This is a genomic window from Brevibacterium sp. 239c (assembly GCF_900169365.1).
GTDB lineage: Bacteria > Actinomycetota > Actinomycetes > Actinomycetales > Brevibacteriaceae > Brevibacterium.
The window spans coordinates 223980-241195 of the sequence record NZ_FXZH01000005.1; the positions used below are offsets into that span (position 1 = coordinate 223980).

16 protein-coding genes are annotated in these 17216 nt (G+C 62.9%); 7 read left to right on the forward strand and 9 right to left on the reverse strand.

Going from position 1 to position 17216, the window contains the following annotated elements:
* Positions 1–195 precede the first annotated feature (195 nt).
* A complete protein-coding gene (locus BSP239C_RS07050; protein WP_101571306.1) occupies positions 196–1152 on the forward strand; it encodes a hypothetical protein in 957 nt (318 codons plus the stop codon).
* Positions 1153–1354: 202 nt separating this feature from the next.
* On the opposite strand, the gene BSP239C_RS07055 is transcribed toward BSP239C_RS07050, so the two are convergent.
* The 7 genes from BSP239C_RS07055 to leuC all read right to left on the reverse strand — a co-directional run bounded on the left by BSP239C_RS07055 (position 1355) and on the right by leuC (position 8398).
* On the reverse strand, positions 1355–2470 hold the full coding sequence (locus BSP239C_RS07055; RefSeq protein ID WP_101571308.1) for a D-alanine--D-alanine ligase family protein: 1116 nt from the start codon (positions 2468–2470) through the stop codon (positions 1355–1357).
* Positions 2471–2526: 56 nt separating this feature from the next.
* The gene (locus tag BSP239C_RS07060; protein WP_101571310.1) at positions 2527–3060 is read right to left on the reverse strand and encodes a YbhB/YbcL family Raf kinase inhibitor-like protein; all 534 of its coding nucleotides are present in this window, start codon (positions 3058–3060) and stop codon (positions 2527–2529) included.
* Positions 3061–3104: 44 nt separating this feature from the next.
* Entirely contained in the window at positions 3105–4118 is a 1014-nt protein-coding gene (locus tag BSP239C_RS07065) for an NAD(P)H-dependent glycerol-3-phosphate dehydrogenase (RefSeq protein ID WP_101571312.1), read from the reverse strand.
* Positions 4115–4870 (reverse strand): 1-acyl-sn-glycerol-3-phosphate acyltransferase, encoded by a 756-nt coding sequence (locus BSP239C_RS07070; protein ID WP_101571314.1) that lies wholly within the window; start codon positions 4868–4870, stop codon positions 4115–4117. The genes BSP239C_RS07065 and BSP239C_RS07070 overlap by 4 nt, the downstream gene beginning before the upstream one ends.
* Complete coding sequence (gene murA / locus BSP239C_RS07075) at positions 4867–6183, reverse strand: UDP-N-acetylglucosamine 1-carboxyvinyltransferase (RefSeq protein WP_101571316.1); 1317 nt, start codon at positions 6181–6183, stop codon at positions 4867–4869. Before murA ends, BSP239C_RS07070 begins: the two co-directional genes overlap by 4 nt.
* 111 nt (positions 6184–6294) lie before the next feature.
* Complete coding sequence (leuD, locus tag BSP239C_RS07080) at positions 6295–6894, reverse strand: 3-isopropylmalate dehydratase small subunit (protein ID WP_101571318.1); 600 nt, start codon at positions 6892–6894, stop codon at positions 6295–6297.
* Between the two features lie 13 nt (positions 6895–6907).
* Positions 6908–8398 carry a 3-isopropylmalate dehydratase large subunit gene (gene leuC, locus BSP239C_RS07085; RefSeq protein WP_101571320.1) on the reverse strand — a complete coding sequence of 497 codons (1491 nt, stop codon included), beginning with the start codon at positions 8396–8398 and terminating at the stop codon, positions 6908–6910.
* A gap of 196 nt (positions 8399–8594) precedes the next feature.
* Here leuC and BSP239C_RS07090 point away from each other — a divergent pair, with 196 nt between their 5' ends.
* The 4 genes from BSP239C_RS07090 (at position 8595) to BSP239C_RS07105 (ending at position 12245) form a co-directional block, all read left to right on the forward strand.
* Complete coding sequence (locus BSP239C_RS07090; protein ID WP_101571322.1) at positions 8595–9311, forward strand: IclR family transcriptional regulator; 717 nt, start codon at positions 8595–8597, stop codon at positions 9309–9311.
* Positions 9312–9321: 10 nt separating this feature from the next.
* A complete protein-coding gene (locus BSP239C_RS07095) occupies positions 9322–10080 on the forward strand; it encodes a DeoR/GlpR family DNA-binding transcription regulator (protein WP_101571325.1) in 759 nt (252 codons plus the stop codon).
* Between the two features lie 162 nt (positions 10081–10242).
* Positions 10243–11940, forward strand: a complete 1698-nt coding sequence (locus tag BSP239C_RS07100) for a sodium:solute symporter family protein (RefSeq protein ID WP_101571327.1) — start codon at positions 10243–10245, stop codon at positions 11938–11940.
* A gap of 17 nt (positions 11941–11957) precedes the next feature.
* Positions 11958–12245, forward strand: a complete 288-nt coding sequence (locus tag BSP239C_RS07105; RefSeq protein WP_180958943.1) for a hypothetical protein — start codon at positions 11958–11960, stop codon at positions 12243–12245.
* A gap of 107 nt (positions 12246–12352) precedes the next feature.
* On the opposite strand, the gene galK is transcribed toward BSP239C_RS07105, so the two are convergent.
* Both galK and galT read right to left on the reverse strand, forming a co-directional pair.
* A complete protein-coding gene (gene galK, locus BSP239C_RS07110) occupies positions 12353–13591 on the reverse strand; it encodes a galactokinase (protein WP_101571331.1) in 1239 nt (412 codons plus the stop codon).
* Complete coding sequence (gene galT, locus BSP239C_RS07115; RefSeq protein ID WP_101571333.1) at positions 13588–14787, reverse strand: galactose-1-phosphate uridylyltransferase; 1200 nt, start codon at positions 14785–14787, stop codon at positions 13588–13590. Before galT ends, galK begins: the two co-directional genes overlap by 4 nt.
* A gap of 180 nt (positions 14788–14967) precedes the next feature.
* Between galT and BSP239C_RS07120 the strand changes: the two genes are divergently transcribed.
* A complete protein-coding gene (locus BSP239C_RS07120) occupies positions 14968–15909 on the forward strand; it encodes an aldose 1-epimerase family protein (RefSeq protein ID WP_101571335.1) in 942 nt (313 codons plus the stop codon).
* Positions 15910–15981: 72 nt separating this feature from the next.
* Positions 15982–16893, forward strand: coding sequence for a DUF4282 domain-containing protein (locus BSP239C_RS07125; protein WP_101571337.1), 912 nt, complete (start codon positions 15982–15984; stop codon positions 16891–16893).
* The last annotated feature ends 323 nt before the right edge of the window (positions 16894–17216 follow it).

Sequence of the window (17216 nt, forward strand, 5' to 3'; positions counted from 1 at the left end):
GCCTCGACCGGGCTACTTACCTTCGAGGGTAGACGTTCTACTATGGCCGCTCGATGATAAGTAGCCCCCTTGGCGCAGTCACCATGCTTGTAAACGATGAGGGGCGATCACTGGACATGTACTTACATCACGCCGTTTGATGATGTTTGATGACGTTCATTGCATTTCGGCATCATTGAGAGACATAATGACCCTATGGTCTCTGTCTTCAGATCCAAAGAGCTCCATAACCTCGGGTTCACCGAGGCGGGCATTCAGGGTGCGCTGAGCTGTTGTCTGCGCCGGATTCGGCGCGGACACTTCGTTCTGTATTCGCCCTGCACCACGACTGAACATAAACCGCTCCACCTTCTGCACGACGCCACCGCCACGGACTACCCGCGACAGTATGGGGACATTCGAGACAATTCGGAATGGCTGAAGGTGCTTATCCGCTCGTATGCTGATGAACTTCAGTCGGGAGCGGTCTTCTCTCACGTGTCCGCAGCGCTGATACACGGTCTTGCCCCTCCGTTTCCGGCAACAGAGTCCGCCGAGGTGATCCGGCCCGGCATGCACCGTGCAAAGAAGACCCTGCGAACTCGGGACCGTGCACTGAACTCTGAAGAACTGGCAGAGATCGGCGATCTGCCCGTGACCACCATCGCCAGAACACTTCTCGACCTTGCCAGCGACTATCCTCTGGAAGTATCGGTCCCCTACATCTCTGAGGCACTGCGGCGAGGACTCACTTCGTGCGAATCGCTGCGCGACAGTATCCGAACAGGCACTCGTGGTTGCAGACAAGCCGTGCAGGCTATCAATCTGGCCAGCCCGGCTCACGAGTCATCTGCGGAAGCACTGTGCGCCGTGAAGTTCTTTCGCTTCAACATCACCGGGATGGTTCCGCAGATTAATGCTTATGATCTCTCCGGAAAGTGGATCGCACGCAATGACTTCCAACATGACAAGCATCCGCTGATCGTCGAGGTCCACGGCGTGGGAAAGTACTACCTCAATGCCGCAGGGCCAGACCAAGCGAGTTCTGCTAACCATGAACGACACATGAAGCTGCTCAACGCCGGATACCGAGTCTTCAACCTCGTTTGGGCAGACCTCTTCCGCACGAGTGAGTTCGCGAGGATCAGAGCAGCTCTCGCCGAGTTCGACTGACAGCCGCCGACGCACACAATCAACTGAGTACATTGCGGCAAGCAAGAACGGGCGTGCACACCCAGCAAGGTGACTCAATGAGACGCCTCAGTGAGACCACTCAGCATTGACCGGGCTACTTAGCCTCGAGGGACGAGGCTATAGCGTGATCCTTCGACGCTAAGTAGGCCCCTCGACGAGAAGCGCCGTATGGCACCGGAACTCAGTGGGTGCGGGCGTGATCGACCAGCGCGATGGTGATGAGCTCTGAGATGAGTGCCGGGTACTCGATGCCCGAGTTCGACCACATGAATGGGTACGCCGAGGTGGGGGTGAAGCCTGGGAGGGTGTTGATCTCGTTGATGAGGACTTCCCCCGCCCCTGTCACGAACGTGTCCACGCGTGAGAGTCCCGTGCAGTCGAAGAGTCGAAACACCTGGGCAGAGAGTTCCTGAATCCGTGCCGTCGTCTTCTCGTCCACCCGTGCCGGGCAGGTCAGCTGCGCATCCGCGAGGTTGAGGTATTTGGCCTCGAAGTCATAGAACGAGTGCTCCCCTGAGACCTCGATCTCTCCGGGGTACGAGACTCGGATCTCACGGTCGTAGACGGAGCCGAGCACCGCGCACTCGATCTCACGGCCCACAACCTGTGGTTCGACGATGACCTTCGCATCATGCTCGAAGGCAGAGCGCAGCGCCTGATCCAGCCCCTCGGCTGATTCGACGCGGCTGACTCCCATCGACGATCCTGCCCGAGCAGGCTTGACGAACACGGGCAGCCCCAGGCCGGCGATCCGCTCCTGCGCCTCGGCCTGATCGGCGTCCCACATGGTTTCGGTCACGAGCTCCCAGGGGCATGTCGGGATTCCGGCATGGGCCATCAGGGACTTCGTGTAGTGCTTATCCATGCTCGCCGCCGAGGCGAAGACCCCGGAACCGACGAAGGCCGTGTCGCTGAGCTCGAACAGACCTTGCAGAGTTCCGTCCTCCCCGTACTGGCCGTGCAGCAGCGGGAAGTAGACATCAACGGATCCGAGTTCGGTGTAGCGGCCCTCGGCATCGCGCTGCAGCAGGGGCGAGCCCTGAGCGGAGATCGGCGGGATGACCTCGGTTCCATTGTCGAGCACCTCTGGCATATCGGCCGGGTCGAAGGCCATCGTCGACCAGTCGTCGACGATGCGCCACACACCGGCCTTCGTAATGCCGATCGGCAGCACTCGGTAGGCGTCTTCATCGATGGCCTGAATGACTCCGGCAGCAGTGACACAGCTGACGGCGTGTTCGCTCGATCGTCCGCCGAAGAGGACTGCGACGAGTGGCCGGTGATCATTTTCAGGCATAGGAATCCTTGGTCGTCAGAGCGCGTGACCGTTTGTACGGACTGGAAAACTCTAGCTCACTTGAGCTCGAACGTGCATTCCAACCAGGCACGGGCGATGCCCTTGAAGAACATGTTGAACCCGGCGAAGGCCGGTGAAGCGGAATCGTCGAGGCCCAGCGGCTCAGCGAGTGCTGTGACGATGAAGAAGTAGCGGTGTGATCCGTGCCCCTGGGGTGGTGCAGCACCGACGAAACGGGGTTCACCTGCATCGTTGCGCAGCGTCACGGATCCTGCCGGCAGGAGGTCTGCCGAGGGATCGCCGGCGTTGGCGGGCAGGCTGGTCGTCGACGCGTCGAGGTCGGCCACAACCCAGTGCCAGAAGCCGGAACCGGTGGGCGCATCCGGGTCATAGCAGGTCACAGCGAAGGCCTTGGTCTCTTCGGGGAAGCCCGACCAGGACAGCTGCGGGGAGACGTCCTGACCGCCGTCAACACCCATCGCACCCGAGAGCTGCGGACCGGTGAGTTCGGCGCCGTTCTCAATGTCTGTGCTGGTGAGGGTGAATGTCGGGACGTCGGAAAGGTTGTAGAACGGTGAGTTGACGCTCATGACTGCTCCTTCTCGTTGAAATTCCTGCTGAGACGCTGAGGCGATCAGGCCGGTGGCCCTTCGTGCTTACGCTTCCGAGACAACAGCAAACCGGCGAGTTCGTCAACCCGCAGCCGCCCGGCGAGGACGGCACACACGGCTTCCGTGATCGGCAGGTCGACCGAGTACTTGCGTCCCAGCGCAAGGATGGCAGGAGCCGATTTCACTCCCTCAGCGGTCTGGAGGGTGTGGGCGATGACGTCGTCAAGGCTCATGCCCTCGCCGAGGTGGCGCCCGAAAGTTCTGTTCCTCGACAGCGGCGAGGCGCAGGTGGCGACGAGGTCACCGAGCCCGGCCAGCCCGGAGAGGGTATGCGACTGGGCGCCCATGGCGGCAGCCAAGCGGGACGTCTCGGCCAGACCACGGGTGATGATCGACGCCTTCGAGTTGTCGCCGAGCTTCTGCCCATCGGCGATGCCGACGGCCAGTGCGATGACGTTCTTCACCGCGCCGCCCATCTCGACACCGACGACGTCGGTGTTCGTGTATGGACGGAAGTACCCGTTGGCGCTGATCTCAGCGACCACCTCGGCGGTGTCGATGCTCTCCGAGGCGACGACGGTGGCGGTGGGCTGTTGGTCGGCGATCTCACGGGCCAGGTTCGGTCCGGACACGACCGCGATCTGGCCCGGATCCACCTCGGCGACCTCGGCGATAACCTCGGACATGCGCATGCCGGTGTCGACCTCGATGCCTTTCATCAGGCTCACGAGCCTGACTCCCGGACGCAGGTGATCCTTCCAGCGACTCAAGTTCTCTCGCAGGGTCTGTGCGGGAACGGCGAGGATGATGACCTCGGCGTCGGTGACGGCGGCGACGTCGTCATCGGTGGCGGTCAGCAGCTCGGGCAGGACCCGATCGCCCAGGTACCGTTCGTTCGTGTGCGAGCGCGTGATCTCTTCTGCGACCTCGGCCCTCCGGGCCCAGAGCGTGACGGGGAATCCGGCATCGGCAACGACGGCGGCATAGGTGGTCCCCCACGATCCTGCACCCAGTACTGCTGTCTTCTCGACGCTCATTCGCCTGCCTCCTCGTTGTGGAATCTCTCTGGCAGCTCCCGGCCCGAGAGCTCACCCACCATCACTGCGATGGTGTTCGTCAGACGCTTCGTCAGCAACGTCTTCGATCGTTTCTCGTCGCGATGTCCCCACAAATCGTCATAGCTGAGGGCAGGACCGAAGCGCACCACCGAGGTGTTGCTCATCGGCCTGAACTTGGGCAGCTTCGCTCCCCGTGGGTAGATTCCGTTGAGCCCCCAGTGGGCGACGGGAATGATCTGGGCCCCAGTTTCCAGCGCCAGCCGCGCGGTTCCGGATTTGAAGTGCTGGGGCCAGAACTCCTCATCCTTCGTCAGCGTGCCTTCGGGGTAGATGACGACGGTCTCACCCCTAGCCAGCGCTTCCTTGGCGTAGTCCAGGGAGTCACCGGCCTGTGCCGAAGCCCGCAGCACCGGGATCTGGCCCAGGCCCTTGAGAATGACACCGAGTACCCCAGAGAACAGAGTCGACTTCGCAAGGAAGTGTGGGACCCGACCATTGCGCCACAGTGCGAGGCCGACGAGGATCGGGTCGAGGTGGTTCGCGTGATAGGCGGCAACGATCGCACCGGTACCCCGGGGCGGCAGATTCTCCGAGTTCTCGACCGTCATCTTCGTGGCGGTGCGCATGAGCCCGTAGGCCGAGGTCGCGGCGGCGAAGGCCACTCGCTTCTGCGAACGCACCGAAGCGGGGTCGAAGGAGACGAGCTCCTTCGACTCAACATCCTCGCTCATGCGGAGACCTCGGCGCCGAGACCCAGCAGCTTGTCGAGGAAGTTCTCGTATCCGCGGTTGATGAGTTCGATGCCGTGGACTTGGCTGGTGCCGCGTGCCGCCAATGCGGCGATGAGGTGGCTGAACCCGCCGCGCAGGTCGGGCACGTCGATGCGTGTTCCCGTGAGTTCGGTGGGTCCGGAGACCACGGCCGAGTGCTGGTAGTTGCGGCGCCCGAAGCGGCAGGGTGTGCCGCCGAGGCACTCGCGGTAGAGCTGGATCTGGGCGCCCATCTCACCGAGTGCGTGGGTGAAGCCGAAGCGGTTCTCGTACACGGTCTCGTGGATGATCGACAGGCCCTCGGCCTGGGTCATGGCCACGACGAGCGGCTGCTGCCAGTCGGTCATGAAGCCCGGGTGCACATCGGTTTCCAGCGCGAAGGATGTGAGTTTGCCGCCGGGGTGGCGGAAGCGGATCCCTGACTCCTCGACCTCGAATTCGCCGCCGATGCGGCGGAAGACGTTGAGGAAGGTGATGAGTTCGGGCTGGGAGGCGCCTTCGACGAAGATGTCTCCGCCGGTGGCCAGCGCGGCCGAGGCCCATGAGGCGGTCTCATTGCGATCAGGCAGCGCCCGGTGGATGAAGCCGCGCAGGGAGTCCACACCTTCGATGCGCACCACCCGGTCGGTGTCGACGGTGATGATGGCGCCCATCTTTTGGAGCAGCGCGATGAGATCCATGATCTCGGGCTCGATGGCCGCATTGCGCAGTTCGGTCACACCTTCGGCGCGGACGGCGGTCAGCAGCACCTGCTCGGTGGCACCGACGGAGGGGAAGGGCAGTTCGACCTTCGTGCCTTGGAGGCGTCCCCGGGTGGTGAGCATGATGCCGCCGGAGGTCTTGTCGACCTCGGCGCCGAACTGCCGCAGCACGTCGAGATGGAAGTTGATGGGACGGTCACCGATATGGCAGCCGCCCAGGTCAGGAATGAACGCTTGGCCCAAGCTGTGCAGGAGAGGTCCGCAGAAGAGGATCGGGATCCGTGAGGAACCGGCATGCGCATCGATGTCGACGATCGACCCCTGCGCCATGTCCGAGGGATCCAGGTGGAGCTCACCGTCGGGCAACTGCCCATCGGGACCGGGCGTGACCCGAACTCCGTGGAGTTCGAGCAGACCGGTGACGATCTCAACGTCCCTGATCTGCGGGACTCCCCGCAGCACGGAGGGTGTCTCCCCCAGCAATGAGGCGACCATGGCCTTGGGTACCAGGTTCTTGGCACCTCTGACCTGGACGGTTCCGCCTAGCGGATTGCCGCCGCGAACTTCGAGCATGTTCCTCCCTGCGTCACACTTGCACCCGGTGGGATCCGGACGTGGTCCAGACTAATCCGGACTCGTCCAAGACTAGCGCAGACGACGCGTGGGTCCCCTGTGGGAAGGCTCTCAGACCTTCGCGGGCAGGGTCTTCGGTTTGAATGCGGCGCGTCGGGATTCGAAATCAGAGATTTCGGATTCCTTGGCCAGGGTCAGGCTGATGTCGTCATGGCCCTCGAGGAGGCGCCAGCGCGTGTAGTCATCGATTTGGAAGGTCACGGTGACCGAATCGCAGGTGACGGTCTTCTCGTTCAAGTCGACGGTGATCGGCGTGCCCGGGTGGTTCTCCAGGATCTTCCAGATCAGTTCGATGTCGTCCTGTTCCAGCTGAGCTGCCAGGAGGCCCTCTTTGCCGGAGTTGCCGCGGAAGATGTCGCCGAAGCGGGAGGAGAGAACGACACGGAATCCGTAGTCCTTCAGTGCCCACACGGCGTGTTCACGCGAGGAGCCGGTGCCGAAGTCGGGTCCGGCCACGAGGACCGAGCCGGCGGAGAAGTCGGGATCGTTGAGGACGAAGTCCTCGGCGGTCCGCCACCGGTAGAACAGGGCGTCTTCGAATCCGGTGCGGGTGACGCGTTTGAGGAACTTCGCCGGGATGATCTGGTCGGTGTCGATGTTGGCGCGGCGCAGGGGAACGCCGGTGCCGGTATGTGTGCTGAAAGCTTCCATCAGTCGTCAGTCCTTAAACGTTCGCCGAGGTGGGGGTGGGTGTCAGTGTCAAGGTGGGCTTATCGTCCGTCCACGCCACCGGCTCGGCGTCGCGTGGGAGATCCTTGACGTCACCGGGTGAGGACAGGGTCCCGCGCACGGCGGTGGCGGCGGCCACGAGCGGGGACACGAGGTGGGTGCGCCCGCCCTTGCCCTGACGGCCCTCGAAGTTGCGGTTCGAGGTCGAGGCGCACCGTTCACCGTCGGCCAGCTGGTCAGGGTTCATGCCCAGGCACATCGAGCAGCCGGCGAAGCGCCACTCACCTCCGAAGTCCTTGAAGATCTTGTCGAGGCCCTCGTCCTCGGCCTGCAGGCGGACCTTCGCGGAGCCTGGAACGACCATGAAACGGACGTTCTCGGCCTTCTTCCGGCCCCGAACCACCTCGGCGGCGGCTCGCAGGTCCTCGATGCGTGAGTTCGTGCACGAACCGAGGAACACGGTGTCGACTTCGATCTCACGCAGCGGGGTGCCCGGCGTCAGACCCATGTAGGCCAGTGCGTTGGCGGCCGAGGCCTTGTCGTTCTCGTCGGCGAAGTCATCCGGTGAGGGCACGGAGGCAGACAGCGGCAGTCCCTGTCCGGGGTTGGTTCCCCAGGTCACGAACGGTTCGATGTCCTTGGCTTCGAGGACGACCTCGTGGTCGAAGGTGGCGCCCTCGTCGGTGTACAGGGTCTTCCAGTACTCGACCGCTGCGTCCCAGTCTTCACCCTCGGGTGCGTGCGGGCGACCCTTGACGTAGTCGAAGGTGGTCTCGTCGGGGGCGACCATGCCGGCGCGGGCTCCGGCCTCGATCGACATGTTGCAGATGGTCATCCGTGCTTCCATCGACAGCGCCCGGATCGCCGAGCCACGGTACTCGAGCACATAGCCCTGACCGCCGCCGGTGCCGATCTTCGCGATGATGGCGAGGATGATGTCCTTGGCGCTCGAGCCTTCGGGCAGTTCGCCGTCGACGGTGATCGACATCGTCTTGAAGGCCTTGAGGCTCAGCGTCTGGGTGGCGAGCACATGCTCGACCTCGGAGGTGCCGATGCCCAGTGCGAGAGCACCGAAGGCGCCGTGGGTGGAGGTGTGCGAGTCGCCGCAGACGACGGTGGTGCCCGGCTGGGTCAGGCCCAGCTGGGGGCCGACGACGTGGACGATTCCCTGATCAGCATCGCCGAGGCTGTGCAGCCGGATCCCGAATTCCTTCGTGTTCTGCCGCAGAGTTTCGATCTGTGTGGCGGAGGTGGGTTCGGCGATGGGTTTGTCGATGTCCCAGGTCGGAGTGTTGTGATCCTCCGTGGCGATCGTCAGGTCGGGGCGGCGCACGGGGCGCCCGGCGAGTCGGAGTCCGTCGAATGCCTGCGGGCTGGTGACCTCGTGGACGAGGTGGAGATCGATGTAGATGAGGTCGGGCGCACCGTCTTCACCCAGGGATACGACGTGGTCGGCCCAGACCTTCTCGGCCAAAGTGCGTGGCATGATTCCTCCCGCGGGTACAGGGATTGCCTGTACATGCTTACTGCTGTGATGGCCCGTATTCGGGCGCGAGTGACATTCGATATGGTGACTCGAGGAGGGCCCAATGGGGTCTCAACGAGTGTGTACAGGAAACTTACTCGCCCGTATCGCATTTCGAACTTGCATCTCGCCCACTGAGACGCGCACAATAGTGTCTATGACAAGCAATGGTAGCGGCGTCGGAGTCATCGACAAGGCCGCAATGGTTCTCTCCGCCCTTGAGGCCGGACCCGCATCACTGGCCGAGCTGGTCTCACTGACTGGACTCGCCCGACCCACTGCCCACCGACTCGCCGTTGCGCTCGAATTCCATCGCATCGTCGGTCGTGATCTCCAGGGTCGCTTCGTCCTCGGTCCACGTCTGGCCGAACTCTCTTCTGCTGCCGGCGAGGACCGCCTGCTTGCCGCGGCCGGACCCGTCCTGGGCCAGCTGCGCGACCAGACCGGCGAGTCCGCTCAGCTCTTCCGCCGCCAGGGCGACCTGCGCCTGTGCGTGGCCGCCGCCGAACGTCCCGTGGGTCTGCGAGACTCGGTGCCGATCGGTGCCACACTGAGCATGCGCGCCGGCTCTGCCGCTCAGGTCCTCCTGGCCTGGGAAGAGCCCGACCGTCTGCACACGGGCCTGCGCGGTGCCCGCTTCTCTGCAACCATGCTCTCCGGTGTCCGTCGCCGAGGCTGGGCCCAGTCCATCGCAGAACGCGAGCGGGGCGTCGCCTCCGTCTCAGCCCCAGTCCGCGGGCCCAGCAACCGCGTCGTGGCCGCGGTGTCGATCTCCGGACCCGTGGATCGCCTGACACGTCAGCCCGGACGCCTGCACGCGAAGTCCATCATCGACGCGGCCCGGACCCTGAGCGAAGCCCTCATCAGGGGCTGAGGACGCCGCCATGATCGCCGCCCAGAGACGCAACGTGATCATCGAGACGATCGAACGAGATGGTGCGGTCTCCATCTCCGCCCTCTCGGACCTGCTGAGCACCTCAGCGGTGACCATTCGGCGTGATCTCGATCAGCTCGCCGATGAAGGACGCCTGACTCGCACCCATGGAGGTGCGGTCCTCTTCTCCAGTGCGCGCGAGTCCACGTATGCGGAGAAGCTCGAACAGGCGCTGGCAGAGAAGACCGCAATAGCCCGTGCCGCAGCGAAGCATGTGCGCAACGGCGACGTTGTGGCACTGGGCCCCGGCACCACCACCGAGCTGCTAGCCGAGGAGCTCAAAGAACGCTCCGGCATCCGCATCGTGACCAACTCCCTCCTCGTCGCCGAGGCGATGGTCTCCTCCCCCGACATCGAAGTCATCGTCGTCGGCGGAATCCTGCGACATTCGATCCGCGCCTTCGTGGGCGGCGGAACTGTCTCGCAGCTCCTCGGGCTGAGGGCCGACACCGTCTTCCTCTCAGGCAATGGCCTGGCCGCGGACTTCGGTCTCTCCACACCTGCTTTTCCTGTGGCCGACACCGACCGGGCCATGGCGGCCGGGGCTGGGAAGGTGGTCGCGCTCGTCGACCACACGAAGGTGGGTCTGCGATCCTCAGTGCTCACGGTTCCGACTGAGGACATCCAGCAGGTCATCACGGACTCGCAGAGCGAGGCGAGCGAACTCGACACCCTGCGCGCTGCTGGCATCGAGGTCGAGGCCGTCTGAACCTTCCGCAAGCTGAGCTGACAGCCTGGTTTTGCGGCGAGTATTGCAAACGATCAAAACTTTTCAGGTTCGATCACTAGCGATCATTCACGCTGTCCTCTAAAGTGTCCATTTGAGATGGCTCACACGACAAGGGGCCTCACCGATGATGTTGGAGGACCTGTGGAAGACATTCGTCTGGACGCCCAGTGGATCGACTATGTGCTGATAGCGATCTATTTCATATTCGTTCTCGGTATCGGCTGGTTCGCCAAGCGCGGTATTTCCTCGAGCATCGAATTCCTGCTCTCAGGGAGAAGCCTGCCGGCGTGGGTGACGGCATTGGCCTTCGTCTCAGCCAACCTCGGCGCCGTGGAGATCATGGGCATGTCGGCGACGGGTGCCCAGTACGGTATGCCGACGATGCACTATTTCTGGATCGGCGCCGTCCCGGCGATGCTCTTCCTCGGCGTCGTCATGATGCCCTTCTACTACGGTTCGAAGGTTCGGTCCGTTCCCGAATTCATGCGCAGGCGTTTCGGCACCGGAGCCCACCTGGTCAACGCGCTGTCCTTCGCCGTCGCTCAGATCCTCATCGCTGGCGTCAATCTCTTCCTGCTCGGCACCATCGTCAATCGCCTTCTCGGATGGCCTCTGTGGATCGCCCTTGTCGTCGCCGCAGCCATCGTCCTGTCCTACATCACGCTCGGTGGGCTGACGGCAGCGATCTACAACGAGGTGCTCCAGTTCTTCGTCATCGTCGCGGCTCTGCTGCCGCTGACGATCATCGGCCTCAACCGTGTGGGAGGCTGGGATGGACTCGTGGCGAAGATCAGCAACGACGGCATGCTCGGCGCAGAGCAGCTGAGCAGCTGGCCGGGTGAACAGCTCTCCGGATTCTCCAACCCTGTGCTCTCGGTGGTCGGAATCGTCTTCGGCCTGGGCTTCGTGCTCTCCTTCGGCTACTGGACGACGAACTTCGTCGAGGTCCAGCGGGCCATGGCTTCGAAGAGCATCAACGCCGCACGACTGACCCCGATCCTCGGCGCCTTCCCGAAGATGTTCATCCCGTTCATCGTCATCATCCCCGGAATGATCGCCGCAGTGCTCGTGACGCAGCTGACCAAGTTCAAGCAGATCGCGAGCAGCGTCGACGAGGTGACCGCTCAGGCCCAAACCGGCGTGACCTATAACGATGCGCTCCTGCTGCTCATGCGCGAGGTTCTGCCCAATGGGCTCCTCGGCGTGGCAATCGCCGGCCTGCTCGCCGCGTTCATGGCGGGAATGGCCGCCAACATCTCCGCGTTCAACACTGTCTTCAGCTACGACCTGTGGCAGCAGTACGTCGTCAAGGACCGAGACGACGATTACTACCTCAAGGTCGGCCGCTATGCCACAGTCGGTGCCTGCATCGTTGCGATCTTCACGGCTCTCATCGCCGGGAACTTCTCCAACCTCATGGACTACCTGCAGACCTTGTTCGGTTTCTTCAATGCGCCGCTGTTCGCCACGTTCATCCTCGGCATGTTCTGGAAGCGCATGAGCGCGACCGCCGGTTGGGTCGGCTTGGTCGGCGGTACCCTCTCGGCCGTCGCCGTCTTTATCCTCAGTGAGACCGGAGTATTCGACCTGCCAGGTCAGGGCGCAGCATTCCTCGCCGCCAGCACGGCCTTCGTTGTCGACATCGTACTCTCCGTGATCGTCACCTACAGGACCGCGCCGAAGCCCGCGCATGAACTTCGAGGACTCGTCTATTCGGAGACGCCGAAGACCGACTTCGAGGACTTGAACGAGCCGAAGCCCCCGATCTGGAAACGTCCGGTGCCAGTCGCAGGGCTTGCACTGGTCATCGTCATCATCCTCAACATCACCTTCGGCTAAAGGAACAAGTGAGACTAGTGAGCAATTCGAACGAACTGACTAAGACCGCTGGTGCATTCGACATCCGCAACTTCATCGGCGTGCTGCTGGGAATCTTCGGGGTCATCCTCACGATCGTCGGCATCGTCGGCTTCACCCCAGACGAAGCGGAACGGACAGGCGGAATCGACGCGAACCTCTGGACGGGAATCGGCCTGGTTCTCACCGCAGTGCTGTTTCTCGTCTGGGCCAAGCTGCGCCCGATTCGCATCATCGACACAGACTCGGCTGAGGACACGGCCGGGACCGGCGACACGGTCGCCTAGTTTGGCCGTGGAGCCTGGGCTGCGGTGCCCAACTTCGCTGTGGTGTGACCGTGGAGCCTAGATTGGCTGCGGTGCCTCAAGAAAGCGGCAAGTAGGCACCGGCCGCATCAGTCGATTCTGCGGGCGCCTTTTCCGGCGCTGACGGTGAAGACATCGGGTGCGCGATATCCGTGTTCGGCGAACGCAGCCATGACGGTCTCACCTATCTGGTCGGCGCCTGCAACGTCGACGAGAGCGATCGCAGATCCACCGAAGCCGCCACCGATCATTCGTGCCCCGATCGCACCGGCCGACATGGCCGCCGCAACGGCGACATCGAGTTCGGTACACGAGACCTCATAGTCATGGGCGAGCGAGTTGTGGGAGGCAAGCAGGAGTTCGCCGATTCCGCGGATGCTGCGGCCTTCTCCCCCGTGCCCTTCTAAGAGTTCAACGGTGTCGAGAACCCGGGCGTTCTCACTGAAGACGTGCCGTAATCGCCGCCGCTGCTCCTCGGTGAGCGGAGCGAGGTCGACCGCCTCGTCGAGTTCACGCAGACTCGCGGCACCGAGGATCGCAGCGGCTTCCTCACACGTATGCCGGCGGTCACCGTAGCCGCTTTCGCTGTGCGAGTGGGACACCCGGGTATCGATGACAAGCAGCCGCAGCTCTTCGGCGTCGAGATCAAAGGGGATCTGTCGAGTTCGCAGGTCCCGACAGTCGAGGAAGAGCGCATGTCCGGCCTCGGTCATCACGGAGGCCGCTTGGTCGACGATTCCGGTGGGAGCGCCGACGAAGTCGTTCTCGGCGCGCTGGGTGAGCAGCACCTTCTCCCGGTCATCGAGGCCGAGACCGTAGACGTCGTCGAGGGCAATGAGGACCGCCACCTCGAGCGCATGAGAGGAGGACAGCCCGGCCCCCACCGGGACTGTCGATTCGATGTAGAGGTCGATGCCGCCAACTGTCGTGCCCGTCGTCTTGGCGATCTCGTCGACGACTCCCGCCGGATGGCTGAGCCACCCACGCAGAGTTCCGGGAACGAGCTCCTCGGCGGCGAACTGGCCCGTGAGTCGCTCGCCTCGCTCATCCCGATGATCGGAGACGATCCGGATGCTCTCTTCGCACCGAGGCGGTGTCGCGCTACCAGCATCGTGGCTGCTGTAGTGCGTCTGAGATCGCCGTCCGATGGCCACGTATACGGCTCTGTCAATGGCGATAGGCAGGACGAACCCGTTGTTGTAATCGGTGTGTTCCCCGATGAGATTGACGCGTCCGGGAGCACGAAAGCAGCCGAGCGGCGAATAGCCGAAGAGTGCTTCGAACTCGCTGCGCAAGTGTGTTTCCGTCGGAGCCGTGGCCGTGCTCATCGGCGACCGTCCTCGTGTGCAGGAGTCGCGGTACGTTGCCGCTGGTCAGGTATCGCGGCACGCAGCCGCGCCGCAGTCTCTTCGGCGGAGACGTCGCCGACGAAGGCCCCCATAGCCGCTTCGGACCCGGCGAGGAACTTCAACTTGTTCTCTGCCCGCCTGGGGCTCGTGATCTCCAGATGCATCCACTCTGCGCCGCGATCCTCACAGTTGACCGGTGCCTGGTGCCACGCTGCGATATAAGGAGTGGGCGTCGGATAGAGCCCGTCGATCCTTCCCAGCACCTCGGGATAGATGCGAGCGAGGTCGTCGCGTTCGGCCTCGTCGAGTTCGTCGATGCTCAGCACCTGCCGATGCGGAACGATGTGGACTTCGACCGGCCATCGAGCCGCGTAGGGCACGAAGGCAGAGAAGTATGCGGATTCGAGAACCATCCGCTCACCCGAGCAGCGTTCGAAGGCGAGGATGTCGCCCATCAGCGGCCGGCCAGTCTCGCGGTGATGCTGCACCGCTCGGGCAGAGGTGAGAACGGTGTGCGGAGTGACAAACGGATAAGCATAGATCTGACCGTGGGGGTGATTCATCGTCACGCCGATCTCCTCACCGCGATTCTCGAACACGAAGACCTGCTCGATTCCTTCTTGGGTGGAAAGCTCGCTCGTCCGGTTCGCCCAGGCGTCGATGACCGTGCGTGCACGGGCCGGGTCAAGGTCGGCGAACGATCCGTTGTGCTCGGAAGAGAAAACGACGACTTCACAGCGACCATAGGCTGGAGCGGTCAATGCGGACGCTGAATCCGCCCAGGGTTCGGAGGCTGCGTCGGCTCCTGAGGCCGCCTCGGCGAAATCCTGACTCGGATCAGCACTCACCGCACCAAGTTCAGATCCCAGCGAAGGGAACCGATTCTCGAAGACCACGACTTCGTAGTCGGCGGCGGGGATCTCGGTAGGTCGTCCGGGCGAGGATGGGCAGAGCGGGCATTCTGCGGCGACGGGGAGATGCGTTCGCGACTGGCGATGCGTGGCAACAGCCACCCATTGGCCTGTGAGCAGATCGAAGCGCAGCTGTCCGCCTGTGGGACGAGGCTCGGCGGGGCGGTGGTCCTCGACAATCGGCGCCGACAGCGAATCGGCGTCCTGGAAGAACAGGATCTCTCTGCCGTCGGCGAGCTCGTCCCTACGGATCCGTGTGCTCAACGGACGCCCACGGACTCAACAACTCGACGGCGGGATTGAGAAAAGCAGCTCAGACCCATCAGACCTCCCAAAAGTGATCATTTTCGATCATAATGCTAACACTCGCCCGGGGGAGATCCCAGATCTCGCGTAGAATTCCGGTGCAGAGGAACTTTTGTCCACCTAACACGAAGGAGTCGCATGGCCGCCTTCATCGAACTCGCTCTCGGCGAGGACTCCGCGGTCATCTCCCAAACCGGGGCAGCACTTCTCGAATACACCGTCGGCGATCGTCCCGTGGTCCTCGGCATGAACGCCTTCGACGGGGCCGTGCTCGCCCCCTGGCCCAATCGCATCGCCGATGGCCGCTACGATTTCAGGGGACGCAGTCACCAGCTGCCGATCACAGAACCCTCCCGCCGAACCGCGCTCCACGGACTGGTGGCGAACACGGTCTGGGACGTGGCGGACCGTGACGAGACTTCGGTGGCTCTGAGAACCACGATCGAGCCCAGTCCCGGCTACCCCTTCGAGCTCACCCTGACTGTGACGTATACGCTTAGCGAGGACGCGGTCGCAATCGTCGCTCATGCCAGCAATTCAGGAACGCAGTCCGCACCGTTCGCCTTCGGGTTCCATCCTTGGATCCACCCCGGTGCCGCCACGGTCAACGAGGCTCAGCTGCTCACTCCGGCACAGACCTGGTTCGCTGTCGATGACCGACTCATCCCGATCGAGGAACGGCCCTTCAACTCCGGGACGTTCAACTCGAGGTCGTTCATCCCCACCGACCATGAACCCGATGAGGCCTCGTGCATCGTCTGCAAGGACTTCCGGGCGTTGCGTGTCATCCGGGACAGCGTCCTCGACGATGCGTTCGGTGCACCGCGCCGCGCAGCCGACGGATGGTCATATGCGCGACTCAGAGGAGCCGATGACCGAACCGTCGTCGTCGGCATGGATGAGAGCTTTCGAGCCTGGCAGGTCTGCACCGGCGACGAACTCGACCCGGCGCTGCGCCGCAGCGCCATTGCCATCGAACCCATGACCTGTCCGCCCAATGCCTTTGCCGCTGGAGTCGACCACGATGTCATCGAACCACAGGGTGAGCTCCGAGTGGAATGGAGCATCAGCCTGCGTTAAGAGTTCTGAGCGCAAAGTGATCTTGCCCTGATAAGTTGCATCTATCGACTTCAACCCGTGCGAAGGAAGATTATGTCAACACCACAGAACCCGTACTCCGGTTCGGATGCAGAGAACAATCAGAACATCCCGAGCGATCAGACCCGCCCGGACACCGGCCAGGCCAGCCCGGAGTTCAGTCAGCCGCAGGATCCAGCTGCTGGTGAACACCCTGTCGACGAAACGTCCGTCAACGAACCGTCCGTCGGCGAACCAACCGTCGGCGAACCAGCCGTCGACGGACAGTCCGATGCCACACAGTCACATGCTGGCACTGCCCAGTATGGCCAAGGCTCGCAGTTCAGTCAGGCCGGTCAATACGGCGGCCAGCAGAATCAGTTCGATCAGCAGAATCAGTTCGGCCAGCCGGACCAGTTCGGCCAAGGGGGTCAGTACAGCCCTCCGGAGCAATACGGTCAGGGCAGTCAAGGTGGTCAGTACAATCCGCAGGCTCAGTACGGCCAGTATGGGCAGCCAGCCCAGCAGGACCAGTATTATCAGGGCGCTGACTACGCAGCGCACAACCAGACCAATTACGCCGGTTCACAGCATGCTCCAGCGGGTGGTTTTCCACCGCCGGCAGCACAGCACAATGCCGGCGGCAACAGCGGCTTCTTCAAGTCGCTCTTCGACTTCCGCTTCGATAGCTTCATTGCCGTTCGCTGGGCGGGATTCATCTACATCATCGCCATCGTTGTGGCTGCGCTGTCCTGGCTGGCGTCCATCATCGGTGGACTCATCACCGGCGCAGCAGCAGGAGCCGCCACCAGCTATATGAGCAGCGGGCCGAGCTTCAGCCCGTGGCCACTGCTTCTGGCTATCATCTTCGGCTGGGTCGTTCCGGCGCTGTGGGTGATCTTCGTCCGTCTGGCCCTCGAACTCATCGTGGCTAACGTAAAGACTGCAGAGAACACGAAGAAGATCGCGGACTCCATCGGACGCTGAACAGCTTCGGTATTCGCTCTGAGTCCCAGGGATCGGCTTTGAAGTCGAGCTCTGAGACCCAGAGCGAGCTGCAGGTTATTACCCGGGCTATATAACCCGGAATGTATGTACGGAAAACGGGGTTATAGGCCAAAATGTGTGTATGGGTAGGGCGTGTTCGGCAGGCTAATCCTGATGGTTTCACCGTGATCGTCCGCCCCAACCTTTCTGGATACCGTTACCGTCTTCGACGCTGAACGAGGTCCCGTACAAAGACGTTGTCTCCGGGCGGCCGGCATCTGGTCTCGTGACTTTTCGAGTAGGTTTCCTGGTCCACGCAGCCG

Excerpts from the sequence above, each read along its gene's own strand:
- BSP239C_RS07050 (WP_101571306.1), top strand. The coding sequence starts at position 196 with ATGGTCTCTGTCTTCAGATCCAAAGAGCTCCATAACCTCGGGTTCACC.
- BSP239C_RS07055 (WP_101571308.1), bottom strand. The coding sequence starts at position 2,470 with ATGCCTGAAAATGATCACCGGCCACTCGTCGCAGTCCTCTTCGGCGGA.
- BSP239C_RS07060 (WP_101571310.1), bottom strand. The coding sequence starts at position 3,060 with ATGAGCGTCAACTCACCGTTCTACAACCTTTCCGACGTCCCGACATTC.
- BSP239C_RS07065 (WP_101571312.1), bottom strand. The coding sequence starts at position 4,118 with ATGAGCGTCGAGAAGACAGCAGTACTGGGTGCAGGATCGTGGGGGACC.
- BSP239C_RS07070 (WP_101571314.1), bottom strand. The coding sequence starts at position 4,870 with ATGAGCGAGGATGTTGAGTCGAAGGAGCTCGTCTCCTTCGACCCCGCT.
- murA (WP_101571316.1), bottom strand. The coding sequence starts at position 6,183 with ATGCTCGAAGTTCGCGGCGGCAATCCGCTAGGCGGAACCGTCCAGGTC.
- leuD (WP_101571318.1), bottom strand. The coding sequence starts at position 6,894 with ATGGAAGCTTTCAGCACACATACCGGCACCGGCGTTCCCCTGCGCCGC.
- leuC (WP_101571320.1), bottom strand. The coding sequence starts at position 8,398 with ATGCCACGCACTTTGGCCGAGAAGGTCTGGGCCGACCACGTCGTATCC.
- BSP239C_RS07090 (WP_101571322.1), top strand. The coding sequence starts at position 8,595 with ATGACAAGCAATGGTAGCGGCGTCGGAGTCATCGACAAGGCCGCAATG.
- BSP239C_RS07095 (WP_101571325.1), top strand. The coding sequence starts at position 9,322 with ATGATCGCCGCCCAGAGACGCAACGTGATCATCGAGACGATCGAACGA.
- galK (WP_101571331.1), bottom strand. The coding sequence starts at position 13,591 with ATGAGCACGGCCACGGCTCCGACGGAAACACACTTGCGCAGCGAGTTC.
- BSP239C_RS07120 (WP_101571335.1), top strand. The coding sequence starts at position 14,968 with ATGGCCGCCTTCATCGAACTCGCTCTCGGCGAGGACTCCGCGGTCATC.
- BSP239C_RS07125 (WP_101571337.1), top strand. The coding sequence starts at position 15,982 with ATGTCAACACCACAGAACCCGTACTCCGGTTCGGATGCAGAGAACAAT.